The sequence below is a fragment of the Lentzea sp. NPDC102401 genome, assembly GCF_044765805.1.
Classification (GTDB): domain Bacteria; phylum Actinomycetota; class Actinomycetes; order Mycobacteriales; family Pseudonocardiaceae; genus Lentzea; species Lentzea sokolovensis.
In genome coordinates this window covers 1-24,856 of sequence record NZ_JBIWKS010000021.1, presented here as the reverse complement: position 1 = coordinate 24,856, position 24,856 = coordinate 1, and the positions used below count along the sequence as shown (strand labels likewise).

At 69.0% G+C, this 24,856-nt stretch carries 29 protein-coding genes and 1 rRNA gene; 18 read left to right on the top strand and 12 right to left on the bottom strand.

Features of this window, described 5'->3' with window-relative positions:
• Positions 1-41: 41 nt before the first annotated feature.
• From ACIRG5_RS44795 to ACIRG5_RS44785, 3 genes are all read right to left on the bottom strand, one after another.
• Entirely contained in the window at positions 42-785 is a 744-nt protein-coding gene (locus ACIRG5_RS44795) for a hypothetical protein (RefSeq protein ID WP_402916942.1), read from the bottom strand.
• On the bottom strand, positions 782-1,288 hold the full coding sequence (locus tag ACIRG5_RS44790) for an RNA polymerase sigma factor (RefSeq protein WP_402916940.1): 507 nt from the start codon (positions 1,286-1,288) through the stop codon (positions 782-784). The genes ACIRG5_RS44795 and ACIRG5_RS44790 overlap by 4 nt, the downstream gene beginning before the upstream one ends.
• A gap of 166 nt (positions 1,289-1,454) precedes the next feature.
• Complete coding sequence (locus ACIRG5_RS44785; RefSeq protein ID WP_402916939.1) at positions 1,455-2,102, bottom strand: MerR family transcriptional regulator; 648 nt, start codon at positions 2,100-2,102, stop codon at positions 1,455-1,457.
• A gap of 59 nt (positions 2,103-2,161) precedes the next feature.
• Between ACIRG5_RS44785 and ACIRG5_RS44780 the strand changes: the two genes are divergently transcribed.
• The 4 genes from ACIRG5_RS44780 to ACIRG5_RS44765 all read left to right on the top strand — a co-directional run bounded on the left by ACIRG5_RS44780 (position 2,162) and on the right by ACIRG5_RS44765 (position 6,901).
• Complete coding sequence (locus ACIRG5_RS44780) at positions 2,162-3,043, top strand: hypothetical protein (RefSeq protein ID WP_402916938.1); 882 nt, start codon at positions 2,162-2,164, stop codon at positions 3,041-3,043.
• Positions 3,040-3,489 (top strand): ABA4-like family protein, encoded by a 450-nt coding sequence (locus tag ACIRG5_RS44775; RefSeq protein WP_402916936.1) that lies wholly within the window; start codon positions 3,040-3,042, stop codon positions 3,487-3,489. Before ACIRG5_RS44780 ends, ACIRG5_RS44775 begins: the two co-directional genes overlap by 4 nt.
• Positions 3,490-3,581: 92 nt before the next feature.
• Positions 3,582-4,796, top strand: coding sequence for a thiolase family protein (locus ACIRG5_RS44770; protein WP_330277954.1), 1,215 nt, complete (start codon positions 3,582-3,584; stop codon positions 4,794-4,796).
• Positions 4,793-6,901, top strand: coding sequence for a 3-hydroxyacyl-CoA dehydrogenase NAD-binding domain-containing protein (locus ACIRG5_RS44765; RefSeq protein ID WP_402916933.1), 2,109 nt, complete (start codon positions 4,793-4,795; stop codon positions 6,899-6,901). Before ACIRG5_RS44770 ends, ACIRG5_RS44765 begins: the two co-directional genes overlap by 4 nt.
• 48 nt (positions 6,902-6,949) lie before the next feature.
• Here the strand turns inward: ACIRG5_RS44765 and ACIRG5_RS44760 are convergent, their stop codons facing one another.
• The gene (locus ACIRG5_RS44760) at positions 6,950-7,267 is read right to left on the bottom strand and encodes a hypothetical protein (RefSeq protein WP_319981617.1); all 318 of its coding nucleotides are present in this window, start codon (positions 7,265-7,267) and stop codon (positions 6,950-6,952) included.
• Between the two features lie 59 nt (positions 7,268-7,326).
• Here ACIRG5_RS44760 and ACIRG5_RS44755 point away from each other — a divergent pair, with 59 nt between their 5' ends.
• Positions 7,327-7,731: an HAD domain-containing protein gene (locus ACIRG5_RS44755; protein ID WP_402916931.1), complete on the top strand. Its 405-nt coding sequence runs from the start codon at positions 7,327-7,329 to the stop codon at positions 7,729-7,731.
• Positions 7,732-7,792: 61 nt separating this feature from the next.
• On the opposite strand, the gene ACIRG5_RS44750 is transcribed toward ACIRG5_RS44755, so the two are convergent.
• Both ACIRG5_RS44750 and ACIRG5_RS44745 read right to left on the bottom strand, forming a co-directional pair.
• Entirely contained in the window at positions 7,793-8,200 is a 408-nt protein-coding gene (locus ACIRG5_RS44750; protein WP_402916929.1) for a type II toxin-antitoxin system VapC family toxin, read from the bottom strand.
• Positions 8,188-8,475: a type II toxin-antitoxin system prevent-host-death family antitoxin gene (locus ACIRG5_RS44745; RefSeq protein WP_319981621.1), complete on the bottom strand. Its 288-nt coding sequence runs from the start codon at positions 8,473-8,475 to the stop codon at positions 8,188-8,190. The genes ACIRG5_RS44750 and ACIRG5_RS44745 overlap by 13 nt, the downstream gene beginning before the upstream one ends.
• A gap of 51 nt (positions 8,476-8,526) precedes the next feature.
• Between ACIRG5_RS44745 and ACIRG5_RS44740 the strand changes: the two genes are divergently transcribed.
• Both ACIRG5_RS44740 and ACIRG5_RS44735 read left to right on the top strand, forming a co-directional pair.
• On the top strand, positions 8,527-9,267 hold the full coding sequence (locus ACIRG5_RS44740) for a DUF72 domain-containing protein (protein ID WP_402916926.1): 741 nt from the start codon (positions 8,527-8,529) through the stop codon (positions 9,265-9,267).
• Positions 9,264-10,982: a glycoside hydrolase family 5 protein gene (locus ACIRG5_RS44735; RefSeq protein WP_402916924.1), complete on the top strand. Its 1,719-nt coding sequence runs from the start codon at positions 9,264-9,266 to the stop codon at positions 10,980-10,982. Before ACIRG5_RS44740 ends, ACIRG5_RS44735 begins: the two co-directional genes overlap by 4 nt.
• Here the strand turns inward: ACIRG5_RS44735 and ACIRG5_RS44730 are convergent.
• A complete protein-coding gene (locus ACIRG5_RS44730) occupies positions 10,937-11,671 on the bottom strand; it encodes an arylamine N-acetyltransferase (RefSeq protein ID WP_402916922.1) in 735 nt (244 codons plus the stop codon). The genes ACIRG5_RS44735 and ACIRG5_RS44730 overlap by 46 nt on opposite strands.
• 17 nt (positions 11,672-11,688) lie before the next feature.
• Between ACIRG5_RS44730 and ACIRG5_RS44725 the strand changes: the two genes are divergently transcribed.
• The 6 genes from ACIRG5_RS44725 (at position 11,689) to ACIRG5_RS44700 (ending at position 19,284) form a co-directional block, all read left to right on the top strand.
• On the top strand, positions 11,689-12,510 hold the full coding sequence (locus ACIRG5_RS44725; RefSeq protein WP_402916920.1) for a DUF72 domain-containing protein: 822 nt from the start codon (positions 11,689-11,691) through the stop codon (positions 12,508-12,510).
• Between the two features lie 40 nt (positions 12,511-12,550).
• The gene (locus tag ACIRG5_RS44720; RefSeq protein ID WP_402916918.1) at positions 12,551-12,907 is read left to right on the top strand and encodes a peptidase inhibitor family I36 protein; all 357 of its coding nucleotides are present in this window, start codon (positions 12,551-12,553) and stop codon (positions 12,905-12,907) included.
• A gap of 155 nt (positions 12,908-13,062) precedes the next feature.
• A complete protein-coding gene (locus ACIRG5_RS44715) occupies positions 13,063-15,429 on the top strand; it encodes an AAA family ATPase (RefSeq protein ID WP_402916916.1) in 2,367 nt (788 codons plus the stop codon).
• The gene (locus ACIRG5_RS44710; RefSeq protein WP_402916914.1) at positions 15,426-15,812 is read left to right on the top strand and encodes a hypothetical protein; all 387 of its coding nucleotides are present in this window, start codon (positions 15,426-15,428) and stop codon (positions 15,810-15,812) included. Before ACIRG5_RS44715 ends, ACIRG5_RS44710 begins: the two co-directional genes overlap by 4 nt.
• A gap of 8 nt (positions 15,813-15,820) precedes the next feature.
• The gene (locus ACIRG5_RS44705) at positions 15,821-16,657 is read left to right on the top strand and encodes an exonuclease SbcCD subunit D (protein WP_402916912.1); all 837 of its coding nucleotides are present in this window, start codon (positions 15,821-15,823) and stop codon (positions 16,655-16,657) included.
• Positions 16,654-19,284, top strand: a complete 2,631-nt coding sequence (locus ACIRG5_RS44700) for an AAA family ATPase (protein WP_402916910.1) — start codon at positions 16,654-16,656, stop codon at positions 19,282-19,284. The genes ACIRG5_RS44705 and ACIRG5_RS44700 overlap by 4 nt, the downstream gene beginning before the upstream one ends.
• A 57-nt stretch (positions 19,285-19,341) precedes the next feature.
• Here ACIRG5_RS44700 and ACIRG5_RS44695 read toward each other — a convergent pair whose 3' ends face one another.
• Positions 19,342-19,497 carry a hypothetical protein gene (locus ACIRG5_RS44695; protein ID WP_402916908.1) on the bottom strand — a complete coding sequence of 52 codons (156 nt, stop codon included), beginning with the start codon at positions 19,495-19,497 and terminating at the stop codon, positions 19,342-19,344.
• Positions 19,494-19,790: a hypothetical protein gene (locus ACIRG5_RS44690; RefSeq protein WP_402916906.1), complete on the bottom strand. Its 297-nt coding sequence runs from the start codon at positions 19,788-19,790 to the stop codon at positions 19,494-19,496. The genes ACIRG5_RS44695 and ACIRG5_RS44690 overlap by 4 nt, the downstream gene beginning before the upstream one ends.
• A 48-nt stretch (positions 19,791-19,838) precedes the next feature.
• Between ACIRG5_RS44690 and ACIRG5_RS44685 the strand changes: the two genes are divergently transcribed.
• From ACIRG5_RS44685 to ACIRG5_RS44675, 3 genes are all read left to right on the top strand, one after another.
• Positions 19,839-20,471, top strand: a complete 633-nt coding sequence (locus ACIRG5_RS44685; RefSeq protein ID WP_402916904.1) for a hypothetical protein — start codon at positions 19,839-19,841, stop codon at positions 20,469-20,471.
• Positions 20,472-20,671: 200 nt separating this feature from the next.
• Positions 20,672-21,571 carry a helix-turn-helix domain-containing protein gene (locus ACIRG5_RS44680; protein WP_402916902.1) on the top strand — a complete coding sequence of 300 codons (900 nt, stop codon included), beginning with the start codon at positions 20,672-20,674 and terminating at the stop codon, positions 21,569-21,571.
• A gap of 125 nt (positions 21,572-21,696) precedes the next feature.
• Positions 21,697-22,614 carry a hypothetical protein gene (locus ACIRG5_RS44675; RefSeq protein ID WP_402916900.1) on the top strand — a complete coding sequence of 306 codons (918 nt, stop codon included), beginning with the start codon at positions 21,697-21,699 and terminating at the stop codon, positions 22,612-22,614.
• Here the strand turns inward: ACIRG5_RS44675 and ACIRG5_RS44670 are convergent.
• A complete protein-coding gene (locus ACIRG5_RS44670) occupies positions 22,587-23,387 on the bottom strand; it encodes an NAD(P)H-binding protein (protein ID WP_402916898.1) in 801 nt (266 codons plus the stop codon). The genes ACIRG5_RS44675 and ACIRG5_RS44670 overlap by 28 nt on opposite strands.
• A gap of 88 nt (positions 23,388-23,475) precedes the next feature.
• Here ACIRG5_RS44670 and ACIRG5_RS44665 point away from each other — a divergent pair, with 88 nt between their 5' ends.
• Positions 23,476-23,835: a nucleotide pyrophosphohydrolase gene (locus ACIRG5_RS44665; RefSeq protein ID WP_319981637.1), complete on the top strand. Its 360-nt coding sequence runs from the start codon at positions 23,476-23,478 to the stop codon at positions 23,833-23,835.
• A gap of 11 nt (positions 23,836-23,846) precedes the next feature.
• A complete protein-coding gene (locus tag ACIRG5_RS44660; protein WP_402916896.1) occupies positions 23,847-24,422 on the top strand; it encodes a hypothetical protein in 576 nt (191 codons plus the stop codon).
• On the opposite strand, the gene ACIRG5_RS44655 is transcribed toward ACIRG5_RS44660, so the two are convergent.
• Both ACIRG5_RS44655 and rrf read right to left on the bottom strand, forming a co-directional pair.
• The gene (locus ACIRG5_RS44655; protein ID WP_177230081.1) at positions 24,419-24,583 is read right to left on the bottom strand and encodes a hypothetical protein; all 165 of its coding nucleotides are present in this window, start codon (positions 24,581-24,583) and stop codon (positions 24,419-24,421) included. The genes ACIRG5_RS44660 and ACIRG5_RS44655 overlap by 4 nt on opposite strands.
• A gap of 181 nt (positions 24,584-24,764) precedes the next feature.
• A 5S ribosomal RNA gene (gene rrf, locus ACIRG5_RS44650) occupies positions 24,765-24,856 on the bottom strand; the annotation flags it as partial.

Below are 24,856 nucleotides of genomic sequence, written 5' to 3'. Positions count from 1 at the left end.
AAGCGGCGATGCGCCCGCATCGGGCGCATCGCCGCTGTCGTTCAGCGCTTCGGGAACGCCTCGTCGTAGACCGCGCGCAGCTCGGGCTCGTCGAGTCCGCTGTAGCCGCAGCCCATCACCTGCAGGTCGCTTGCCGCGACGAGGTACCTCCGGCCGATCTCGGGCTCGAACCCGGCCAGCACCGGCGAGTTGGTCGTGTTCCGCACCTCGACAAGATCAGCCTCACCGGTCCACGCGCGATGCACCTGCAGCGTCACGACGTTCCCCTCGATCCGCAGGACGGTGGCCTCGAACGCCATCTGCGCGCGTTCCTGAAGAACTGCGGCTTCCGGCTTGCGGCACCGGACCTCCGGATCCACCGGCGCTTCCGTGAGCACGGCGACCGTGGTCTTGCGACCGCTGGACGACGTGGTGGTCGGCGGCGGCGTTTCCGACGTGCTGGTGGTGGGCCGCGGCTGACCGCTGGTCGTGGGCCGTCCGCCGCTGTTGTCGGGCAACCCCGAGCCGTTCGCCAGACCGGGCTGGGTCGAGGTCGGCAACGCGACGTCCGGACCCGGCGCCTGCCTGGAACCACCGCTGCTCGCCACGAGCACCCCGGCGACCACCGCGACCACCGCCGCGGCCCCGACGAGCACCGGCAGCCGTCGCGAGGACACCCGCGGGGCGACGGGAACGTCGAGCGCGGCCCCTACCACCAGCCGCCGCGCCTCGTCGTCGGGCAGCGGGCGCAACGAGGCCGCCGGATCGGCGCGGCGCATCCGGTCGCGCAGGTCGTCGTCCGTCATGGCCGCTCTCCTTCCGCCTGCTCGTCCAGCAGGGACTTCAACTTCCGGCGTGCCCGGTGCAGGCGGATGCTGACCGCGTTGGCACTCATCCCGACGACCTGTGCGATCTCGGCGGGCCCGAGCTCCTCCCACGCCCAGAGCCGCATCAGCTCGGCGTCCGCGGCCGACAACCGCGCGAGTGCCCTGGCCAGCTCCGGATCCGGATCGTCACGGGCCGGCGCGTGCTCTGGCGGTCTGGCGAGCTGCCAGATCCGCACGAGCAACCGGTCCTGTCTGCGCCGCGTCCGTTCCGCGTTGGCGAGACAGTTGCGCGCGACGGCGTACGCCCAGGCCAGCGGTTCGGCCGGCATCTCGGCACGGCGCCGCCAGGCCACCAGCAACGTCTCGGACAGCACGTCGTCCGCGGTCGCGGCATCGGTCCGCCGCGCCAGGTACCGGCGCAGCGGCTCGATCAGCTCCTGCGCGACGGCCTCGAAACCCGTCTGGCGCGGTTCCACGTCCACCTGCTCCACCCCGGGTCATGTCCGGCAGGACGCCCGCTCTTTCACCCCGCGCCCACTTTCCCTTCAGCCCTTTGCAACGAGTCATTTGCGGACGAAGTCCAAAGAGCCATTGCTAAGGCGCAGGTGGGAGGTGTCGCTGAACTGATATATCGGCCGATATATCAGTTCAGGACGTGGGGTCGACGGGTTCGTCGCCGATCACGTCGCGCGACACCTGGACGTGTGCGAGCCGCCGGACGGCCTTGAGGACGGCGTCTCCGATGAGGGTGCCGACGACCATCGCCTCGATGACGTCATCGCGGGACCTTTGCCTCGCGACGTAGGCGACATCGGCCTGCGCGATGATCTTCAGCCCCTCCAGGTAGGGGTCGAGCAGGTCACGGAACTGGCCGTGGCCGACGGAGCGCGCCACGGTCAGGGCCGCGGCGAGCATGTGGGTCACGTTGGACTCGGTGACGTCGACGCACTCGGTCTCGCCCTGCCGCGCGAAGAAGGCCTGGACGTCCTCGATCGCGAGCGGGTCGAGCTCGACCGCGCTCGGCTGGCTGATGGCCTCCTGCACGGCGCCGAGCTTGTTGTGCAGCGACTGGTCGCGGGTGTCGATGGCGGCGAGGACCTCGCGCACCGACGCGATGGAGAGGCCGCCGACGTCCACGAGGGCACGCACCAGGCGGAGTCTGCGCAGGTGCTCCTCGTCGTAGTGGGCCTGGTTCGGGCTGGTCAGCACGCCGGCGGGCAGCAGTCCCTCGCGCAGGTAGTACTTGATCGTCGGCACCGCGACGCCGCTTCTCTTCGAAAGCTCGCCAACACGCATATGGATAGTGTAGCTTCCGGATAGTAGAGAGTGCCGCTATCCATACGGGGGGTAAAGAGATGCTTCGCACGTGGCACCGGCCGTTAGTTCTCTTCGGCTGGTCGATGGCGCTGCTGATCCCGATCTCGCTCATCGGGCTGCTCGTCGACGACCGGATGCTGGTCAACTCGCCGATCTGGCTCAAGCCGTTCAAGTTCGCCGTGTCGCTGGCGCTCTACGCGTTCACGCTGGCGTGGCTGCTCACGTTCCTGAAGAGGTTCCAGCGCGTCGGCTGGTGGGCCGGCACCGTGCTGGCGGCGGCCGGAGCGGCCGAGATGGTCGTCATCGTCGGGCAGGTCGTGCGCGGCAGGCGCAGCCACTTCAACTTCGAGACGCCGCTCGACGCGACACTGTTCTCGATCATGGGCGTGACGATCGTCGTGTTGTGGGTGACGCACGCGATCGTCGCGATCCTGCTGTGGCGCACGAAGATCGAGAACCAGGCCCTGTCGTGGTCGATCCGGCTCGGGCTCGTCATCTCATTCCTGGGACTCGGCGTCGGATTCCTGATGACGCAGCCGAAGCCCGGCCAGGCCCTCGACGGCGGCACCCTCGGGTCGCACACGATCGGCGCGGCCGACGGCGGCGCGTACATGGCGCTCACCGGGTGGAGCACCGAGCACGGCGACCTGAGGGTCGGGCACTTCGTGGGCATGCACGCCCTGCAGGTGCTGCCGCTGCTCATCGCGCTGCTCGGCACCCGCGCCAACACCAAGCTCGCGTGGGTCCTCAGCGGGTCGTTCCTGGGGATCTTCCTGCTCGTGACCTGGCAGGCGTTGCGCGGCCAGTCCCTGATCCAGCCCGACGGCACGACGTTGCTCGCGCTCGCCGGGATCATCGTCGCGACCGCGCTCGGCGTGGTGTGGGCGCGCGCACCGAAGAAGGAGCTCGTGAACGCATGACCGCAACCCTGTTCGAGCTGACGTTCCTGGTAGTAGCGCCGTTCTGGGCGCTCATGATCTTCGCGCCGAAGTGGTCGTGGACGCGGAAGATCGCCGAGTCGTACCTGATCGTGCTGCCGCCGGTCGTGATCTACGTCGTGCTGATGATCCCCGTGCTGCCGGAGCTGCTGCCGCTGGTCACGAGGCCCGAACTCGGCGCGCTGGCCGAGTTCATGAGCACGCCGACCGGCGCGGCGCTGGTGTGGGCGCACATGATCGCGTGGGACCTGTTCGTCGGACGCTGGATGTACCTCGAAGGGCGCCGGCTCGACGTCAACCCGCTGATCATGGCACCCGTTCTGGTGATCACGATCCTGCTGGCCCCGGTCGGGTTGCCGCTGTTCCTGATCGTGCGCAAGGTGTGTGACACAACGAACAGGGGCACGGCAGTGGTTACTCACCAGTAACTAGGGTTAGAGTTGGCGTTACCGACCGGTAGGGATGTCGCGCAACCCCGCCGGTAGTGGACAGAGTTGTCACCACAAGTGGAGGAGACGCCGTGGCCGCACCAGCAGCGCCGGCACGCGTTCGGAACGTGGTCTTCGTCGACGGCGTCCGCACGCCGTTCGGCAAGGCCGGCCCCAAGGGGATTTTCGCCGAGACCCGTGCAGACGACCTCATCGTGAAGGTCATCCGTGAGCTGCTGCGCAGGCACCCCGAGCTGCCGCCGGAGCGGGTCGACGAGGTCGCCATCGCCGCGACCACGCAGATCGGCGACCAGGGCCTCACGCTCGGCCGCACCGCGGCACTGCTCGCGGGCCTGCCGAAGTCGGTCCCCGGTTACTCGATCGACCGCATGTGCGCGGGCGCGATGACCGCCGTGACCACGGCCGCGAGCGGCATCGCGTTCGGCGCGTACGACGTCGCCATCGCGGGCGGTGTCGAGCACATGGGCCGGCACCCGATGGGCGAGGGCGTCGACCCGAACCCGCGCTTCCTGTCGGACAAGATCGTCGACACCAGCGCGCTCGTGATGGGGCAGACCGCGGAGAACCTGCACGACCGGTTCCCGCACATCACCAAGGACCGCACCGACGCCTACGCGGCCGCATCCCAGGCCAAGTACGCCGACGCGATCAAGAACGGCAAGATCGGGCCGGAGCTCGTGCCCGTCGCGACCCGCTCCGCGGAGAACGGCTGGGGCCTCGCGACGGCCGACGAGCCGCCGCGTCCGGGCACCACGGTCGAGGACCTGGGCAAGCTCAAGACGCCGTTCCGCCCGCACGGCCGGATCACCGCGGGCAACGCGGCCGGTCTGAACGACGGCGCGACCGGCTGCATCCTCGCCGAGGAGGAGACCGCGCGCGAGCTCGGCCTGCCCGTCGGCATGCGGATGGTCGGCTACTCGTTCCTGGGTGTCGAGCCCGAGGTCATGGGCATCGGCCCGGTTCCCGCCACCGAGAAGGCTCTCCAGCGCGCCGGTCTGTCCATTGAGGACATCGGCCTGTTCGAGGTCAACGAGGCGTTCGCCATCCAGGTGCTCGCGTTCCTCGACCACTTCGGCATCGCCGACGACGACGCCCGCGTGAACCAGTGGGGCGGCGCGATCGCGACCGGCCACCCGCTGGCGTCCTCGGGCGTTCGCCTCATGACGCAGCTGTCGCGTCAGTTCGCCGAGCGTCCGGACGTGCGCTACGGCCTCACCACCATGTGCATCGGCATCGGCATGGGCGGGACCGTCATCTGGGAGAACCCGAACTGGAGTGGCAAGTGACCATCACCGCTGAGGAAGCAAAGGCGATCTTCCCCGACGAGGTCGTCACCGTTGCCAAGACTCGTCTGATCTCGGTGCCGGGCCTGGACAAGCCGGTCGCGTTCATCACGATCGACAACGGCCTGGACCACACCCGCCCGTCGACGTTCGGCCCGCAGTCGCTGGTGTCGCTCGGCGCCGCGTTCGACGAGGCCCACGCCGCGAGCCCGGCCGCGATCGCCGTCACCGGCAAGCCGTTCATCTTCGCGGTGGGCGCGGACCTGACGGCCGTGGAGCAGGCGACGGACCGCTCGCAGGGCGTCACGATCGGCCAGCTGGGTCACGAGGTCTTCAAGAAGTTCACCGACTCGGACATCCCGACCTTCGCCTTCGTCAACGGCGCGGTCATGGGTGGCGGCCTGGAGCTCGCGCTGTCGTGCCACTACCGCACGCTGGCGTCGAACGCGGCCGCCATCGCGCTGCCCGAGGTGTTCCTGGGCTTGTTCCCGGGCTGGGGCGGCACGCAGCTGCTGCCGAACCTGATCGGCGCCAACGACGCCGTGACGGTGATCTTCGAGAACGCGTTGAACCAGAACAAGATGCTCAAGCCGAAGGACGCTCTCGGCCTGGGCATCGCGGACGTGCTGTTCGACTCCGCCGACTACCTGGAGCAGTCGCTGCTGTGGCTGTCCGGCGTCGTGCGCGGCGAGATCACGGTGCCGCGCAAGGAGATCGACCGCGGTGAGGCGTGGGACGCCGCCGTCGCGCGGGCCAAGGCCATCGTGCACGGCAAGACCAAGGGCGCGGCGCCCGGCGCGTTGAAGGCGCTGGAACTGCTGGAGCTGGCGCGCGAGAACGACCTGGACAAGGGCTACGCCGCCGAGACCGAGGGCCTCGCGGACCTCGTCATGAGCGACGAGCTGCGCGCGGGTCTGTACTCGTTCAACCTGGTGCAGAAGCGCGCGAAGCGTCCGGCCGGTGCTCCCGACAAGTCGCTGGCGCGCAAGGTCACCAAGGTCGGTGTCGTCGGCGCGGGCCTGATGGCCTCGCAGATGGCGCTGCTGTTCATCCGCCGCCTGCACGTGCCGGTCGTGCTGACCGACATCGACCAGGCGCGCGTGGACAAGGGCGTCGGCTACGTCCACAGCGAGATCGACAAGCTGGCGGGCAAGAAGCGGATCTCGCCGGACGAGGCGAACCGCCTCAAGGCGCTGGTCTCCGGCTCGCTGGACAAGTCCGCGTTCTCCGACGCCGACTTCGTGATCGAGGCCGTGTTCGAGGACCTCGCCGTGAAGCAGCAGGTGTTCGCCGAGGTCGAGGAGCACGTCTCCGCCGAGGCGATCCTGGCCACGAACACGTCGTCGCTGTCCATCACGGACATGGCGTCGAAGCTCAAGCACCCCGAGCGGGTCGTGGGCTTCCACTTCTTCAACCCGGTCGCGGTCATGCCGCTGCTGGAGATCGTGCGCGCCGAGCAGACCGACGACGCGACTTTGGCGACGGCGTTCTCGATCGGCAAGCAGCTCAAGAAGTCCTCGGTACTCGTGAAGGACGCGCCCGCGTTCGTCGTGAACCGCCTGCTGACCCGCTTCATGGGCGAGGTCATCAAGTCGGTCGACGAAGGCACGTCGTTCGAGGTCGCCGACAAGGCCACCGAGCCGCTGGGCCTGCCGATGTCGCCGATGATCCTGCTGCAGCTGGTCGGTTCCGCCGTCGCGCTGCACGTGTCGGAGACGATGCACGGCGCGTTCCCCGACCGCTTCACGGTGTCGGAGAACATGAAGAAGTTCGTCGCCGCCGGCAAGGGCGCTGTCTGGCAGTGGGACTCGACGGGCAAGCAGACCGTCGACCCCGAGGTCCAGGCCCTGTGGGAGTTCGGCTCCTCGCCCCTCACGGGTGACGAGGTGAAGTCCCGCGCGCTGGAGGCGCTGGCCGAGGAGATCCGGATCATGCTCGACGAGGGCGTGGTCGCGGAGGCGCAGGACATCGACCTGTGCATGCTCCTGGGCGCCGGGTGGCCGTTCTGGCTGGGCGGCATCACGCCGTACCTGGACCGCACCGGCATCTCGGAGAAGGTCACGGGCAAGCGTTTCCTGGCACCGGGCGTGGCGTCCGTGCCTGCCTAGTGTGTGTGGTGGTTCTGAAGCCCCGGCTCTCTCGACGGAGCCGGGGCTTCACTCCGTTTCGGGCACGTACTGCTCGGCGCTGCCGTCCTCGCGGATGAAGTAGGCGTCGATGTTCGTCGCGCGCAACGTCACCTCGGAGCCCGCCACCAGGTCCCGGTAACGCAGCAGGTCCGGCATGCCGATCGCGACGACGTCGAACGGGTTCTTCTGGCGCAGCATCAACGACCTGCGCAGCGCCTCGCTGAACGCCCAGCGGGGTGAGTCGTCGTCGTGGGGAACCTCTACCAGCGCGCCTTCGAGCTGACGTTCGAGCGCGGCCCGCACGTGGTCCGCCGTCCCCCACGTCGCGATGTCCGTGACAGTCATGTGTCACGTATCGGGATGAATCGCGGGATCATTAGCCGTTCGGATGTTTCGATCAGGTCATGTTCTCGCGTCCCGCGATCCTGTTGGACGTCGACGGCCCGCTGAACCCGTTCATGGCGAAGCCGACCCGACGCCCGCCCGGCTACACCACGCATCGAATCCGTCCGTACGGTTTTTTCCGGCCTCTGCGCGTGTGGCTGGACCCGTCGCACGGGCCGTGGCTGCTCTCGCTCGCCGCTGCCGCCGGCGCGGACCTGGTCTGGGCGACAACGTGGGAGCACGAGGCGAACGAGTTCATCGGGCCGCGCATCGGACTGCCCGAGCTGGAGTGGATCGACTTCGGCGGGCGCGGCGCGGACCACCGGGACGGCCACCACGGCAAGGTTCCCGCCATCACCGAGTGGGCGGGGACGCGTCCGATCGCGTGGCTGGACGACGACTTCCAGCCACGCGACCAGGAATAGGCGTGGAGCAACTGGAACGGGTCCGGGTGTTCCTCACGCTGAAACGCCTGACGACGGGCGGTCAGACCTGACGGATCGGCACGACCTTCACGAGCCGTTCGACGTCCTTGAAGTCCTTGACGTTCATCGTCAGCACCGGCAGTCCCGCGACCGCCGCCGTGGCCGCGATCTGCAGGTCCATCCGCCGCGGCCGCGGTGACCGTCCCGCCCGCCGCACCAGCGAGGCCATCTGCCCGTAGACCTTGGCCTCCTCGACGCCGAACGGCAGCACCTCGAACTTCTGCACCGCCGCGTAGTACCGCTCGGAGCGGGCGAACCGCTCGACGGGATCATCGATGTCCAGCCCGAACGCCAGCTCCGCGATCGTGACGGCGCTCAGGAACGGCCGGGCGTTCACGTACTCGCCCAGGTTCGCCCGCTCGAGCCTGATCAGCACGCAGGTGTCGAGCAGACAGCTCAGCTCTGCCACGGGTCTTCCAGCGGGTCGTCCGCGCCGAACACCTCGTCGGCGGCACGGCGGTCGGCGTCCCAGCGGTCCGCGTCGACGGACGGCAGGGTCCCGAACAGCACCTGCACCTCGCCGAGCGAAGGCTTCGAGACGACCTCCGCGCGGTAGGGCGAGAGCTGGGCGACAGGCTTGTTGTTGCGGGTGACGACGAAGCTCTCACCCGCCTCGACGCGCCGCATGATCTCCGCGTTGTCGTTGCGGAGCTCACGCTGGCCGATGGCTTTGAGCTGCTGCATGCCACCACTGTAGCTCAAACCATCAATAAGTGCTACGGAGTAGCTACACCCGTGCCGGGTTACCCGGAGGGTGTGATCAGGATCGGCACGTCCGGCTGGCGCTACCCGGAGTGGCGCGACGGCTTCTACCGCGGCATCCCCCAGCGACGCTGGCTTGCCCACCTGGCCGAGCACGTCGGCACCATCGAGATCAACAGCTCCTTCTACCACCCGCAACCGCCGTCGAACTACCGCAAGTGGGTCGCCGAGACTCCTCCGGACTTCACGTTCGCCGTCAAGGGCCCGAAGCTGATCACGCACGTCAAACGCCTGCGGAACGTCGAAGAGCCGCTCAAAGCCTTCCTCGGTTCGATCGCGCTCGGCACCAAGCAGGGCCCGATCCTCTGGCAGTTGCCCCCCACCCTCCGGTTCGATCGCGCGGTCCTGCGGGACTTCGTCGCGGTACTCCCAGCGGGCAGGCACGCCCTGGAACCGCGTCACGAGTCGTTCCGCACAGACGCCTACTTCGACCTGCTCCACGCGCACAACGTCGCGCACGTCGTGTCGGACGCACCGACGTTCCCCTGCATCGAAGCCGTCACCGCCGACTTCGCCTACGTCCGCCTGCACGGCCACGACGAGCTGTACATCAGCTCCTACGACGACCGGCAACTGGACGAATGGGCGCACAAGATCCGCGACTGGGACCGCGACACCTACGTCTACTTCGACAACACCATGAAAGGCGCGGCACCGTACAACGCACTGGCCCTAGCGCAACGCCTTGGAACGCCGATACGGTCACATATGTGAAACCCATTCGCGTCTTGGCTCCCCTGCTCCTGGCCGCGAGTCTCGTGGCTCCCGTGCAAGCGCACGCGGACGAGGCGGCCTGGACCGGCCCCCTCAGCACCCGAGGCCGGTGGATCGTCGACGCACACGGCGACCGCTTCAAGCTCAAGTCCGGCAACTGGCACGGTGCGAGCGGCACCTACACCGGTTCCGGCGACATCAACGACCCCGCCAACCACCACTCCGGCGAGAAGGCCGACCAGGTCCCTCTCGGACTCGACCGCGCGACCATGGCCACGATCATCAGTGGTTTCAAGGAGATCGGCGTCAACAGCATCCGGCTGCCGTTCTCCAACCAGATGATCAAGGACACGAACCCCGTCAACGGCCTGAAAGACGCGCAGCTCAACGGAAAGCGGCCGCTCGAGGTCTACGACGCGGTCGTGGCAGAGCTGACCCGCAACAACCTCGCCGTCATCCTCAACAACCACACGACGACGTCCCGCTGGTGTTGCGGCGTCGACGGCAACGAGCGGTGGAACACCAGCCAGAGCACCGACCAGTGGATCAACGACTGGGCGTTCATGACGGACCGCTTCAAGGCGAACAAGCGCGTCGTCGGTGCCGACCTCTACAACGAGGTGCGCCGCAACGTCTGGGACGACCCGAACTGGGGCTGGGGCAACGACCACGACTGGCACAAGGCCTCGCAGCAGGCCGCGGACCGCATCCAGCAGACCGCACCGGACCTGCTGGTGGTCGTCGAGGGCATCAACTGGACCGGCATCCCCGTCGACGGCTTCGCGCACGGCCGCCCGACGCTGGAGCCGGCGCGGTTCCTCAGCCACACGCTCGCCAACCCCGACAAGCTCGTCTACTCCGCCCACTTCTACGGCTACACGGGCCCGAACCACAGCGGCGCCTCGGGAATCGGCGAGACGAGCGACCCGCGTTACCAGGACCTCTCGCCGCAGGACCACATCAACGTCCTGCAACGCCAGGCGTTCTTCATCACCGAGGCGCAGAAGCACTTCACCGCACCGCTGTGGATCAGCGAGTTCGGCGTCGGCGGCCGCGACGAGAACAACCCCGTGGCGCGCGACTGGTTCGAGCGGTTCGTGAACCAGCTGATCGCGAACGACACCGACTTCGCGTACTGGCCGCTGGTCGGCTTCCACACCAATCGGGGCGGCAACGGATGGGCGCTGCTGCACTGGGACGCCGCCGGAAACCGCATGGGCGTCAACGACGGCGACGACTGGCGGGCCGGCGCGTGGAACCGTCTCGTCAACGCCTCCAGCCGCACCGGGCAGATCCCGCGCGAGACCCGCTGGAACCAGCTCATCAAGGAATCGTGCCCGCAGAGCGAAAAGCTCGTCGGCATCAGCCACACCGGCAACCGCGGCCTGTGCGTCAGCGGTCCACAGTGGAGCAACACGACCAGGGTCACCAACGAGCAGCACGTGACCAACGACTGGGCGTCCGGCTACACGAAGCTCCAGTGCCCGAACGGAAACGCGGCCGTCGGCTACGCGAACTTCACATTGGTCTGCGCACCCGTCGCACAGGGATCGCAGACGCGGGTGCTGTGGTTCGACCGGGGTGACAACCGGCCGGACCAGGGCGGCGACTGGGCCAACGGGCACTACAAGGGCCAGTGCGCGCAGGACGAGCACATCGCCGGCGTCGCCTACAACTGGCGCAGGACACCGGACGCGTTGCTCTGCAGGAAGTGAATTCCAAAGTAGTCAAGGAAAGCGGCCGCGGGATCCTCGATGTCGGTCGAGGTCCTGTGGCCGTTCTCCGTCAGCACGAGCTTCTTGTCCGTCACGGTGATCCGCCCGACCGGCAACGCGCGGGTCGCCATCGGACCCTTGCGGAAGTGCGACTCCGGCGAGGTCTGCTGCCACCAGCAGGTCGGCACGAACTCCACCAGCTCACGCGGTCTGCGCTCCAGCCGGTAAACAGGCGTTCCGTCGTGGAACACGTCCACGTCGTCGCCGTTGTCCGCCAGCCGGAACACGCCGCCAGGGTCCTTCTGGTCCTCCCGCGACGTCCACGACAGCGGATGCAATGAGAAGGACCCGAACCCGACGTCCGCCAGCCAGGCGCCGTCCACGAGCAACGCCATGTGGTCGAACGGCGGCCCGAGCCGCTGCCCCTCGCCGTACACCCGCGCCGCGAGCAGGTCGACCTCATGTCCCAAGTCGCGCAACAACTCCGCGAACATCCCGTTGAGCTCGTAGCAGAACCCGCCACGGCGCCGCACCACGATCTTGTCGTGCAGCCACGGGATCTCCAGCACGATCCGGGTGTCCATGTGGGTGTCGAGGTTCTCGAACGGGACGCTGAGCAGGTGCCGTTCGTGCAGCTCCGCCAACGACGACGTGCGTGAGGCGCCGATGCGCTGTAGGTAGTCGTCCACCGTGCCACGATAACCACATGGGCGAGGTCAGGATCGGCACTTCGGGATGGGTGTACCCGCCCTGGCGCGGCGTGTTCTACCCCAAGGGCGTCACGCAGAAGCGCGAGCTGGCCTACCTGAGCGAGCAGCTCGGCTCGGTCGAGATCAACGGCTCCTTCTACTCGCTGCAACGCCCGTCGAGCTACCGGAAGTGGGCCGCCGAAACGCCCGACGACTTCGTGTTCTCGGTCAAGGGCAGCCGTTTCATCACGCACATGAAGCGCCTCAAGGACGGCCACGAACTCCTCGCGAACTACCTGGCGTCCGGAGTGCTCGCGCTGGGCCCGAAACTCGGCCCGATCCTCTGGCAGCTCCCTCCGACGCTCCAGTTCGACGCGGACCTGCTCACCGCCTTCTTCGAGGCTCTCCCCCGCACCACCACCGAGGCCGCCGAGATCGCGAAACGGCACGACCACCGCGTAGACCCGGCGCACACCACCACGGACGCCGAACGGCCGATGCGCCACGCCCTCGAAGTCCGCCACGACAGCTACCGGACACAGGAGTTCGTCGACCTGCTCCGGCGCCACGACATCGCGCTGGTGGTCGCGGACGCCGCCGGCAAGTACCCGTACATCGAGGAGGTGACGAGCGACTTCGTCTACGTCCGGCTGCACGGCCACGACGAGCTCTACGTCAGCGGCTACACCGACGAGGGTCTGGAGGCGTGGGCCGAGAAGGTCGAGGCGTGGCAGAAGCAGGGCGACGTGTTCGTCTACTTCGACAACGACGCGAAGGCCTACGCCCCGCGCGACGCGATGACGCTGCAGGGGCTGGTCCAAGATCGTCTAGCCGATTGATCCGAACGGACGCACACTCGTTCGCAACGGAGGTGCGCCCATGTCGTCGAAGAGCCTCATCGCCGCCCTGGCGATCACTGCGGGCGCGGTTGCCTCCAGTGGGATCGCTGTTGCGCAGAGTGACAAGACCTGCGACAAGGGCGAGTTCTGCGTGTGGGCGGGGCCGGACTACACAGGGGCCGTGCAGCGCCTCGACCTGGAAACCGCGAACCCCAACGAGTGCATCACGCTGACCGTCGTGGGCCGGTCGTTCGCGAACCGCCTGAGCAGGGACGCGAGCGTGTACCAGCGGGAGAACTGCTCGACCGAGGCCGAGTTCACCACCTACCCGAAGCACGGCACCTACGTGCCGGACGCGTACTTCGTGATCAGGGGCCTGCAGGTGTGGGGGCCATAACGACACCGACGTACTTTAGTCACCCTATGTAACACCACTCGATCGTGTGAGTACTCGTCAGTAGCTCCACTTTCGTGCCTAAGTTGCCGCCCTATCGAGTGGTGGCAGCTGGAGGAAATGTGACCGTGGCGGGTGAAGCCGGGTTACTCGAACTGATGGCCGGGAGACTGGCCAAGGACGATCTCACCCCACGAGCGGCAGAACTGGTGCTGGCGGCGTGCCGGGGCGATGGTGCGCTGGACCGCGCCCTCGCCGGCGTGCCCGATCAGGAGGGCGCCCCGCGGGAGCAGACGGACGGCCCCGGTCACGGGATCTACCTGTCGGAGATCCGGGTGCGCGGTTTCCGGGGCATCGGCCCCCAGGCACGCCTGCCGCTCGCACCGGGTCCTGGCCTGACCGTCGTCACCGGCCGCAACGGATCCGGCAAGTCGAGCTTCGCCGAGGCCGCGGAACTGGCACTGACCGGCTACAACGCCCGCTGGACCCGTGCGCGGCACGACGTGTGGCTGCAGGGCTGGCGCAACCTGCACCGGCCCGACACCGCCGTCGAGCTGGACCTCGTCCAGGCCGCGCGACCGGGCAGGACGACGATCCGAAGACGCTGGGCGCCGGAGGAGGACCCGGCACAGGGCGAGTGGACGCAGGACGGCGAGCCGTTCGACGACCGCAGGTGGCACGACGCACTGGAGACCTACCGGCCGTTTCTGCCGTACAGCGAACTGGGGACCGTTCTCGACGCACAGCCAGAGGACCTCTACGAGGCGATGCACCGCCTTCTGGGTCTGGAGGCGATCACCGAGGCGCAGCAGTCGCTCGCCGAGCACCGCAAGCGCCTCGCTGAGATCGTCGCCCGCCCCTACGACCGGCGGGAACGGGTGCGCGCCGCACTCGCGGCCTCTGCGGACGAACGCGCCCGCCGTGCCGCCGAACTGCTCGGCAGCGACTCCCCCGACCTCGACGCGATCGCGGACCTCGCGCTCAGGGCCGACGTCGGCAGCGGAACCAGCCTGCTGCACCAGATCGTGGACATCACGCTGCCGCCCGACGACGAGATCGACCGGGTCCGTGAGACGCTCGACCTGGCGCTCGGCGCGGTGACCGCGGTGGCGACGGCCAACGCGCAGGACTCGTTGCGCTGCAGCGAGATACTGCGGCTCGCGATCCAGCTGCAGGAGTCCGGCGGCACCGAGTCGTGCCCGGTGTGCGACCTCGGCCGGCTCGACAACCTGTGGCTCGGCAAGGCCAAGCAACGCGCCGAGCACCTCGCCAAGGCCGCCGCGGACCTGCACGAGGCCGCGGACCGGCTGGACGTGGCGGTCGCGGCGACCCGCGCGTTGTGCCAACCGGCGCCGGACGTGCTGGTCGAAGCCCAGGACATGCTCGACACGACGGCGGTGCTGCAGGCGTGGCACGCGTGGGAGGCCTGCGTCTCGTTCGACGACCCGGTGCGGCTGCGCCAGGAGATGTTCGACCGCTACGCGGAGCTCGTGCTGGCCGTGGAACAGCTGAAGTCCGTGGCCCGCGAGCAGATCGACCGGCGCGACCTGGTGTGGCGGCCGATGGCGATCGCGTTGTTCGAGTGGCATTCCCAGGCGCAGCAGGCGTTGGAGGACTCCGAGGGGCTCGCCGACGTGACGGAGGCGGAGAACTGGATCCGCAAGACCGCGGCCACCCTGCGGTCCGAGCGCATCGCGCCGTTCGCCAAGGAGTCACAGCGGATCTGGCAGAGGTTGCGCCAGCAGAGCAACGTCGACCTGGGCGCGGTGCGCATGGGCGGCGCCCGCAACGTCGAGCTGGACGTGTCGGTCGACGGCGCCTCCAACTCGGCGCTGGCGGTGATGAGCCAGGGAGAGCTGCACTCGCTGGGGCTGGCGCTGTTCCTGCCGCGCGCGATGGTGGACGAGAGCCCGTTCCGGTTCGTGCTGATCGACGACCCCGTGCAGGCGATGGACGCGTCCAAAGTAGACGGTCTGGCGCAGGTGCTCGCGGACGTCGGGCTCACCCGCCAGGTCGTGGTCTTCACGCACGACGAACGACTGGTGGAGGCGCTGCGGCGGTTGCGGCTGAGCGGCACTGTCTGGGAGGTCTGCCGAAGCGAGGGATCCGTCGTGCAGGTGCGGATGTCCGACGACGCCGTCGGCCGGTGCCTGAACGACGCCCGTGCGATGCGCACCGACGAGGACCTGCCGGAGACGCTGCGGGCGGAACTGGTGGCGTCGTGCTGCCGGACGGCCCTGGAAGAGGCGTCGCACGCGCGGTTCCGGCGCGAACGGCTCGGGCGCGGGATGCCGCACGCCGAGGTCGAACGCGTGCTGGAGTGCGCGTTGACGACCAGGCAGAAGCTCGCGCTGGCCGTGCTCGACGACTTCGCGGAGCCGGGGAAGCTGTTGCCACATCTGGAGGACGTCGTCGGATCATGGGCGGTCGACCTGTTGCAGGCGTGCCGCGTGGGTGGGGAGAGCGGGGATCTGGACGTGCTGATCCGCGACACGGAACTGCTCGCGGGGTGGTTGCAGCGATGAACCTTCCCTCGGACGTGCAGGACCGGCTGACCTGCGTCGCGAACCTGCTGGCACGCCCGGATCAGCTCGACGGCGTGCGGATCCGTTGCTGCGCAGAACTGTTGCGCACGGCCGTGGAACGGTCGGTGGCGCGCGCTTGCGGCGCCGAGAACACCGATCAGCCGGTGCACGCGCTGCTGGTCAGCCTTCCGTTCCACGCAGACCCCGACGTGGCGTACGACGCTTCACAGCTGTGGCACGCGCTGAGCCGCACGATCCGGCACCACGGCTACGAACTCACCCCCACCGTCGCGGAACTGGTCGGCTGGCACGCCGACACCGCGGCCGTGAGCGAGGCGCTCGGCCTGCACCTGACCCTGTCCGGCACCATCGAACTCACCTGAAGGCACCGGTGAAACTGCTGCTGTTCGCGGACCTGCACCTGGACACGCGCTTTCCCAGCGCGGGCCCGGAGCGGCGTCAAGCCCTGCGCGACACCCTGGGTCACATCGTGGACCTCGCCCGGGAAACCGGCGCCGACGCGATGCTCTGCGCCGGCGACCTGTACGAACACGATCGCTGTTCCCCTTCCACCGCCGCGTTCCTGCGGTCGGCGTTCGACTGCTCGCTGCCGGTGTTCCTGGCGCCGGGCAACGACGACTGGTACGGGCCGCAGTCGGTCTACCAGCAGGTGGACTGGACGCCGAACGTGCACGTGTTCTCGTCGGAGTCGCTGACTCCGGTGGAACTCACCGACGGCGTCACGCTGTGGGGCTCCGCGCACGTCGGACCCGGCCCCGCGCGGGACGTCCTCGACGGCTTCGCGGTGAACCGCAGTGGCGTGAACCTGGCCCTGTGCCACGGTTCCACGCCCGGCGACGTCGCGATCACCGGGCTGGACCACGCGTTCCTCGGACACGTGCACACACCGGAGCACGCCGCCGACTACACGTTCCCGGGCAATCCGGATCCGCTGACGCCGGGTGAGACCGGCGAGCGCGGGGCCGTTCTGTGCACGGTGCGCGAGGACGGTTCGGTGTCGCGCGAGGTGTTCGACGTGTCGGCGTCGCGGTCGCTCGGCTGGCTGGACGCCGAGCGGACGTTCCCGTTGCTGGACTTCGACACCGTCGCCGCGGAACGGACCGTGCGCGGCCAGTTCGTGCGCGACGTGCTCGCGGATCCCTCTTTGGACGTGGCCCTGCGCGGCCGCGTGCTGTCGACCGGCCTGCGGGCGTTGGAGGAACGTTGAGGATCGAGTCCGTCACCGCGCACGCGTTCGGGCCGCTGCACGATCGCACGCTGCCGTTGGCGCCCGGTCTGACCGTGGTGTCGGGCGTGAACGAGTCCGCGAAGTCGTCCTGGCACGCCGCCATCCGCGCGGCTTTGTGCGGTGAACCGTTGTCGCGGCACCGTCCGTGGACCGGCGAGTCCTGGCGGGTGGCGGCCATGGTGTCGCTGGAGTCCGGTGAAGTCGTCGCGGTGGACCGTGATCTGAACGACGACGCGGCCCCGGACGTCTCGCTCCGGCTCGGCCTGGACCGCACGTCGTTCGCCGCCACCGCGTGCGTGGACCAGGCACAGCTGCTGACCGTGCTGGACGCGGCGAACGGCCTGCAGGACCACCTGCGGCGCGCGGCGGCCACCGCGGGCACTGACGGCACGGTGGAGCAGGCGTTGCAACGGCTGACCGCCCCCGTGGACGCGTTGCGGGACGCGCGAAACCACTTGCGTGAAGCCGAAACCGACCTCTCCATGGCTCGCCGGGAGCACGCCCGTTATCTGGAACTGAGCACTCAGGCCCGTTCCGCCGCCGCGGCTCGTGCTCGCCTGGCCGTGCAGGAACACACGGCGTCGCTCGACGCGCTTTCCGCTCGGGTGGCGCGGCTCAGCGAACTGCAGGAGCGCTTCGGCGACTCGCCGCCGTCCGGACTGGCCGCGCAGGAAGAGCTGACCCAGGTGGTGAACCGCGCGCTGGCCGCGTGGCGGGCCGCACCGACCCCGCGCGCGCTGACGGGCCCGTCCGCGGCGGCGCTGGAGGCCGAACTCCGGGCCCTGCCGGACTTCCCGGTCGGCGAGACCGCGCTGGACGACGAACTTCGCGTCGTGGCCTCGGCCTACGCGACCGCGTCCGCCGTCGCCGCCGCGCACAACGAACGCCGGCCGTCACCGCGGACCACCGCCGAACCGTCCGTGCTGCGCGGCCTGGCCACGCGTCTGGACCCGGCCGCCGGCGCCCGCCTCACCACCGCGTCGATCGACGTCGACACCGCCCGCGGTCACCAGGACGAGGCCGCCGCCTGCGCGGCCCGCACCCAGGTCGAAGCGGACGTGGCGGCGACCCGCGTGCAGGAGATCGCGGTGCCGAACCCGTTCCTGCGCAGCGCTTTGCTGGCCCTGAGCTGCCTCACGAGCCTGGTGGGCGTGCTGCTCTTCCTGACCGGCCAGCAACTCGCCTCGATCGGCGTCCTCATCGCCGCGCTCGTGGCGGGCGTCGGCGGTGCGATGTCCCGCGGCAACGCGGCCCAGCGCGAGATCGCCATCGCCTTCGCCGCCGACCGCGCGACCGCCGCCGCCCAGGCACGAAGCGTGCTGTTCACCGCGGACCGCACCCTGGCCGAGGCCGAGGGCCAGCGAGCGGTGGCCGTGGAAGCCGCCCGCGTCCACGACTCGGCCGTCGCCCAGTGCGCGTCGCTGGGCGTGCCCGCGGACCGCGAAACGTTGTGGCGCCTGGCGAATCGCCCCGCCTGGGAGGCCGAGCACGCCGACCTGGTGTCCGAGGTGGCCCGCACCGAGAAGGCGATCCGCGTGGAACTCGCCGCACGCGGCAAGGTGGACGCCGCGATGCCCGTGCCGGACCTGCTGGTGGACTACGAGACCGACTGCAAGGTGCGCGCCCGCCAGGCGTTGATGGCGGCGCATCGCCCCCAGTTGTCCCAGACCCTGGCAGACCGCCGCCAGGCCGAGGCCACCGTCGCCGAAGCGACCGCGGCCCACACCCGAGCCCTGGTCCTGCTGCGCGAGGCCGTGACCGCGATCGGCCGCACCGGCGAACGCCCCGAGGACCTCCTGCGCGCGATCGCCGAGTGGCAACGCGGCTGGGACGACCTCCTGCGCGAGGCCGAGGACGAACGCAAGGCGTGGGCCGAACTCCAGTCACTGCTGGCCTCGGGCACCCAGGACGACCTGGAAGCCACCCTCTCCGCGGCCCAGACCCACCACGCCACCCTGCTGGAAGCGGCCCTCCGCTACGCGGCCTGCGCCCCGGTGGACCCGTCCCTGGCCGCGTCCGCGGACTCGCTGGCCGCGACCGTCGCGGAGATGGCCCGCTCACTGCCGAGCGTCCCGGAAGCCGAGGAAGCCGTGCAGGTCGCCACGGCCGCACTGGCCGAGGTGACCGCCGAGGTGGAGGCCATCGACCTGGCCTCCCGCTACCTGACCGCGGCCCGCGAGAAGGTGCACAGCACCATCGCCCCGGCCCTCGAAGACACACTCCGGACCTGGCTGCCCGCGATCACCGACGGCCGGTACGTCGACGCCGCCGTGGACCCGTCAACCCTGACCGTGCGCGTGTGCGCGGCCTCCGAGTCGTGGCACCAGGCCGCACACCTGTCCCTCGGCACAGCCGAACAGATCTACCTGCTGCTGCGCGTCGCTCTGGCCCAACACCTCGCCTCCGAGCCGTGCCCGCTACTGCTGGACGACGTCACCGTGCAAGCCGACGACTCCCGCACACGCGCATTGCTCGACCTGCTGCTGCAGCTGTCCGCGGACCGGCAGATCGTGCTGTTCGCGCAGGAGGCCTCGGTCGTCGAGTGGGCCCAGGAACGGCTGGGTGAGCGGGACGTGCTGCACCAGCTCATGCCGGTGGCGGCCTGACCAGGAGAAGGCCGCGGGTGCGGTGCTCTGGGCGACATCGCCCGGGGCACCGCACTTTCATGTCTTGGCGGGACTCGCGGACACGAGCGCGATGATCCGGTCGGCGACGGCTTCCGCGTCCTCGTGCTCCCACACGCGGACGACGAGCCAGCCCGCGGACGTGAGCTGCACATCGGTGTCCCGGTCGCGAACGACCACTCCGTGCAGCTTCACCGCCACCATTCGCGGTTCGCCTTCGGCAGTTGACCGTGCTCCGGGCACGAGTGCCAGAAGCATCCGTCGACGAACAACGCGATCCGCGCCCCTCGCAGCAGCACGTCGACACGTCTGCGGCGGTTGGTGCCCGGCGGGGCGACGTCGACGAGGTAGCGCAGCCCCCGGCGGTGCAGCGCCCGCCTGACCGCCAGTTCCGGCGCGGTGCCGACGCGGCGAGTGCGGCGCATGACCTTCGACGTGGCCTCGGACGTGGCGGGCGGAGCAGGACCCGCGCCGACATAGCGGTACATGACCAGCGGTTTCCCGGAAATGTCAGACCCCGTCGCTACCGTCGGCCCATGACCAACGCCGCCTTCCGCAAGCTCACCCCCACCACCGGCGAGAAGCTCGCCGACCTGGGCCTGCGCCTCGCGATTCTGGACCGCGCGATCGCCGCGGGTATCGACGCGCGCGCCGCCTCGCCGCCGTTCGGGCCGACCAACGCGCCGGGCCTGCTCGACTGGATCCACCGGGTGGGCACGCTGCGCCAACTCCTCGCGGCCGAGGGGTGGCAGCGGCTCGACCACTGGAACGCGGGCCTCATCCAGCACCCGTCCCGGCCGATCCTGCTCGGCACGCTGCAGGGCAATCGCGGCACGGGATCGCCGGACGCGCCGTTGCGCAGTGACTACGCGAAGGGGCCCGCCATCGCGGCGATGATGCGGGACAACGACCACGACCAGTTCGCGCTGTTCGAGAACATGCGCAGCGAGGGGCTGAAGTTGTGGTTCCTGGTGACGTATCCGCTGCAGCTGGAGGATCGGCTCGTCGTGTTGCGCGAGGTGTCGCAGCCGGAGCCGACGCCGCAGAACCAGGTCATCGAGCGCTGGGCGCATCGGATCCCGTTGCCGCCGATGGAGTTCCCGCAGCGCAGGACGCCCAATGTGGATGGCCCGGAGGAGGTGGACTTCCCCATCGCGCTGCGGCGCTGAGCCACGGCGGGAAGCTCGACGGTGGCGAGGCCTCCGAACCCCGGCCCACGCGCTGCCAGAGGACTTCGCCCGGCTGATACACGTCGACCACCAGCGCGACGAGCCCGTGACCAGGTAGAACGGTCGCGGAGCGCTGATCTGACCGGTGCACCAGGACCCGCGTGGCATCGCGACGGTCCAAGAGCGACAATGGCCGGATCATGTTCACGCCCTCGCGACTCACGCTCGCCCGCACCCGGCGCGGACTCACCGCGGCCGAGCTGGCGCGGAAGTCGGGCGTGCAGGCGCGGGCCATCGGCGAGTACGAGCGCGGGCTGCGCAGTCCCAAGCCTGCCGCGGTCGAGTCGCTGGCGGGAGCGCTCGGTTTTCCGGCCGAGTTCCTGACCGCGCCGGAGCCTCCGCGGCCGCAGAACGCGCCGCATGACGCCCAGGCAACGGCCGCAGCGCAGCTCGCGATCGAGTTCAACGGCTGGCTGGAGCGGTTGTTCGTGCTTCCCCAGCCCTCACTGCCGCCGCCGCGGACGTCGCCCCAGGGCACGCGCGACGCGTGGCGGCTCGCCGCCGGGCCGGCGCCGAACATGGTTCAGCTGCTGGAGTCTCGCGGTGTGCGGGTGTTCTCGCTGCCGGTCGACTGCGTCGAGCAGGAAGCCTTCTCCTGCTGGCACAACGGAACTCCGTTCCTGTTCCTCACGCCGACGGCGACGCCGGAGCAGGCGCGGTTCGACGCGGCCGTCCAGCTCGCCGTGCTCCTCGGGCACGACGAGCCGCACGAGTTCGCCGCCGAGTTCCTGATGCCCCAGCGGCAACTGCCCGGCACCGACCACCGGCACTGGCACGTGGGCAGGGACCAGTTCACGAAATGGGCGAACGTCCACAGCCTGGTCCAGGGCGGCATGACGCGCCGCGAGACCTCGAAACTGCTCACCAAGGTGTTCAGGGTCCTCCGCGAGAACGGCACGCCGCCGTTGCACGTGGCCAAGGAACTGAATCTGGGCCTCGAAGAACTCAACGGGCTGGTGTTCGGGCTCGTGCTGACCGCATTGCCGGGTGGCGGAGAACCGGGGCCGCGGGGACGCGCGCGCCTCACGCTGGTCCACTGATCGATTCTGGTCACGGGCTGGAGTTCCCAGTTCGTCGTACTAGGCCAAATGAGCGAACTGTGAAACGCATCGTCTGGCATCCCCGACACTGAGAGTGACGGGAAGCCGAGTCGTGAGGATGCCCCATGACGATGCAGCAACGCACAGAACCTTCGCCTGCCGCAGTCCTGATAGCCGTTGCCGTGCTCGCGCTGGTTCTGACCGTTGCTTTCGGCCCACTGGGCTTCATCCTCGGACTCGCGCTGTTCGCGTTGATGTTCATCGGCACCAAGCACAGCTCGGCCGAGCAGATCGCACCATCGCGCACCCGCTCACGCCTCCGTCGCCTGTCCACGGCCGGACGGGTGGCCATCGTCGGCGAGGCGCACCACCAGGACGCCATCGCTGAGATCGCGAGGCACTCCGCACTCGATCTCAACGACGACAACTCCGTCCCGGCGACCGCGGTGCTGGTGCCGGAGTCCGCCAGCCGGTACGACCGCGCGGCGGTGCGGGTCGACCTGCTGCGCGGCGACGGCACCGCGACCACCGCCGGTTATCTGCGCAGTGAGCAGGCCCTCGAATACCAGCCACTTCTGCTCGAACTGGCCGAGCGCGGCGAGATCGGCTCGTGCCCGGCCCGCATCATCGGTGACAGCCAGCCCTACGGCGTGCACCTGCATCTCGGCGTGCCGCGGCTACTGCTGCTCGACCACGAGGCACTCGGCACGGCTCCGACGCTGCCCGCTGAACAACAGGTCGCCGTCATGGGCGAGAGGGCCCATCAGCACGTGCTGCACCGTGTCGTGAACGGCCGCACTCCCGTGCACGTGATCGCCGAACTCCGCGACTGCCGGATCGCTAGAGGCTCGCACACCGGTGAACACACACTTGAGGTGCTGCTCGAAGGCGAGAGCATCGGCCAACTCACGTATGCGATGGGACTTCGCTACTGCGACATGGCGCAGGAGTGGCGCGCCCGCACGGGGCGCGCGCTCTGCGAAGCCGTCATCACCAACGAGGGCACGCGCGGTCTTCAGGCGAACTTGCTGCTGCCCAGGTAGTCGGCGAACGTCCGCGGCGCACGGCCGAGGACCCGCTGCACACCGTCGGAGAAGTGCGCTTCTTCTCCCGTGCGGATGCGGACGAGCAGCATCGTGACGAGGTCCGCGATCTCGTCCGGGTAGCCGAGCCCCCGCAACGCGGCGGCGAACTCGTCCGGCTCGATGTCGTTGTACAGAACGGGCTTGCCCGTCACCGCGACGATCCGCGCCAGCATCTCGGCGAACGACAACGCCTCGGGCCCGCTCAGGTCGTAGGTCTGCCCGTGGTGACCGGGTTCGGTCAGGGCGACGACGGCGACCTCGGCGATGTCCGCGACGTCGATGAACGGGTGGACGCCCTGGCCGGCGGGAACGGCGAGTTCACCGTGCTGCACGGGCTCGGCGAACATGTCCTCGTCGAAGTTCTGCATGAACCAGGTGGGCCGCAGGATCGTCCACTCGGCACCTGAGTCTTTGATCGCCGCCTCGAACGGGTCGTCCTCGGGTGCGCCGCGCATCGACAGCAGCACGAGCCGGGTGACGCCGGCCTTCACCGCGACGGTCACGAACTCCGCGAGCTGCGAGGGGTTGTCCGGCGGCACGACGTAGACGGCGGTGGTGCCGGCGACCGCTGGTTCCCAGGTGTCCGGGGCTGACCAGTCGAACGTCGTCGACGCGGAGCGTGACGCCGGACGGGCTGCGGGGCCGAGCAGAGCGGTGACGCGGCGGCCGGTCTTGCCGGTGGCGCCGAGCACGAGGATGGACGAGGTGTTGATTGCGCTCGATGTTGACATGACTAGAGCTAATCAACGTTGACGCGGACGATCCATGCCTCACAAGCCGCCATCCTTGCTCGTTCGTCCACATGATAGTTAGTGGGTTATGAGTCAGCGTGATCTCGTGGACCTGAGGGACGCCTTGCGCGCGTTCGCCGCTGCCCGCGACTGGGACAGCTACCACACGCCCAAGAACCTGGTGATGGCGTTGTCCGGGGAGGTCGGTGAGCTGACCGACCTCTTCCAGTGGCTGACGCCGGAAGAGGCGGAGGACGCCATGAAAGACCCAGAACTCGCGTGGAACGTGCGAGACGAGCTCGCGGACGTGATGCACTACCTCACCAGGCTCGCGGACAAGCTCGGCGTCGATCTGATCGAGGCCTCGTTCGCCAAGATCGAGCGCAACGAGCGACGGTTCCCGACCGGGAGCCTGACCCCCGTGCCTGTCGAGAAGGGGGAGTTGTGAGTCTGCAGAACGTGCACGTCTTACACGTGCACCAGAAGGTCACGTTCATGGTCAACCGGTACGAGGTCTTCATCGACGACAACGGTCAACCGGGTCAGCTGGTTGGCTTCGCCGAGCAGAAGAGGCTCAAGATCAAGGAACGCGTCACGATCTACACCGACTCGTCGAAGAACCAGGTGCTGTTCGAGTTCAACGCCCGCAAGGCGATCGATCTGGGCAGCGGCTACGACGTGACCGACGAGCAGGGCAGGTCGATCGGGTTGTTCCGCAAGGACTTCACCAAGTCGCTGCTGCGGTCGACCTGGCACCTGGAACAGCCGGGCTGGGGACAAACGACCGGTGCCGAGCGGAACAAGTGGCTCGCGGGCTTTCGCCGGCTGTGGGGGTGGATCCCGTACATCGGAGACGCGCCGTTCCCCATGCGCTATCACTTCGACTTCGTCGCGGAGAACGGCGCTCCCGTGTTCAGCGTCGACAAGAAGACCTGGGTTCGTGACCACTACCTGGTCACCGTCCAGGATCCTGGCGTCGATCGCCGGCTGGTCATCGCCCAGGCCGTGGCGCTCGACGCGCTGCAGTCCCGCTAGAGGTACGTGAGCAGGAGGAGGATCAGGCACACCAGCAGCACGACGCCGAGCACCGCGGGCAGGACCGACTGCGAGGACGGCGCGGGCTCGCGGGCGTGCCTGCCCCGCCTCCTGCGCGCTCGCCACCGCAAAGGTGCCTCCCCTGCCCACTGCTCGTTCATGACGATCACGGTAGGGATCGGGAAGCCGGGCTTGACTCGTGTCACCCGCTCGCCGGGGCGTCATCACCCGGACAGCCGCTCAATGAACACGGCACCACTTGCACGAACGCATGGAAAAGAACGCAAAAAAAAAGGCCCTGCGGGGAGCGCTCAATGGCGCTCGACCCGCAGGGCAAATTAAGTTCGGCGGCGACCTACTCTCCCACACCGTAACCAGTGCAGTACCATCGGCGCAGAAGGGCTTAACTACCGGGTTCGGAATGGGACCGGGTG

Excerpts from the sequence above, each read along its gene's own strand:
- ACIRG5_RS44775 (WP_402916936.1), top strand. The coding sequence starts at position 3,040 with ATGACCGCAACCCTGTTCGAGCTGACGTTCCTGGTAGTAGCGCCGTTC.
- ACIRG5_RS44675 (WP_402916900.1), top strand. The coding sequence starts at position 21,697 with ATGACGATGCAGCAACGCACAGAACCTTCGCCTGCCGCAGTCCTGATA.
- ACIRG5_RS44715 (WP_402916916.1), top strand. The coding sequence starts at position 13,063 with ATGGCCGGGAGACTGGCCAAGGACGATCTCACCCCACGAGCGGCAGAA.
- ACIRG5_RS44680 (WP_402916902.1), top strand. The coding sequence starts at position 20,672 with ATGTTCACGCCCTCGCGACTCACGCTCGCCCGCACCCGGCGCGGACTC.
- ACIRG5_RS44665 (WP_319981637.1), top strand. The coding sequence starts at position 23,476 with ATGAGTCAGCGTGATCTCGTGGACCTGAGGGACGCCTTGCGCGCGTTC.
- ACIRG5_RS44785 (WP_402916939.1), bottom strand. The coding sequence starts at position 2,102 with ATGCGTGTTGGCGAGCTTTCGAAGAGAAGCGGCGTCGCGGTGCCGACG.
- ACIRG5_RS44780 (WP_402916938.1), top strand. The coding sequence starts at position 2,162 with ATGCTTCGCACGTGGCACCGGCCGTTAGTTCTCTTCGGCTGGTCGATG.
- ACIRG5_RS44795 (WP_402916942.1), bottom strand. The coding sequence starts at position 785 with ATGACGGACGACGACCTGCGCGACCGGATGCGCCGCGCCGATCCGGCG.
- ACIRG5_RS44725 (WP_402916920.1), top strand. The coding sequence starts at position 11,689 with ATGGGCGAGGTCAGGATCGGCACTTCGGGATGGGTGTACCCGCCCTGG.
- ACIRG5_RS44760 (WP_319981617.1), bottom strand. The coding sequence starts at position 7,267 with ATGACTGTCACGGACATCGCGACGTGGGGGACGGCGGACCACGTGCGG.
- ACIRG5_RS44755 (WP_402916931.1), top strand. The coding sequence starts at position 7,327 with ATGTTCTCGCGTCCCGCGATCCTGTTGGACGTCGACGGCCCGCTGAAC.
- ACIRG5_RS44720 (WP_402916918.1), top strand. The coding sequence starts at position 12,551 with ATGTCGTCGAAGAGCCTCATCGCCGCCCTGGCGATCACTGCGGGCGCG.
- ACIRG5_RS44685 (WP_402916904.1), top strand. The coding sequence starts at position 19,839 with ATGACCAACGCCGCCTTCCGCAAGCTCACCCCCACCACCGGCGAGAAG.
- ACIRG5_RS44655 (WP_177230081.1), bottom strand. The coding sequence starts at position 24,583 with ATGAACGAGCAGTGGGCAGGGGAGGCACCTTTGCGGTGGCGAGCGCGC.
- ACIRG5_RS44670 (WP_402916898.1), bottom strand. The coding sequence starts at position 23,387 with ATGTCAACATCGAGCGCAATCAACACCTCGTCCATCCTCGTGCTCGGC.
- ACIRG5_RS44690 (WP_402916906.1), bottom strand. The coding sequence starts at position 19,790 with ATGTACCGCTATGTCGGCGCGGGTCCTGCTCCGCCCGCCACGTCCGAG.
- ACIRG5_RS44745 (WP_319981621.1), bottom strand. The coding sequence starts at position 8,475 with ATGCAGCAGCTCAAAGCCATCGGCCAGCGTGAGCTCCGCAACGACAAC.
- ACIRG5_RS44710 (WP_402916914.1), top strand. The coding sequence starts at position 15,426 with ATGAACCTTCCCTCGGACGTGCAGGACCGGCTGACCTGCGTCGCGAAC.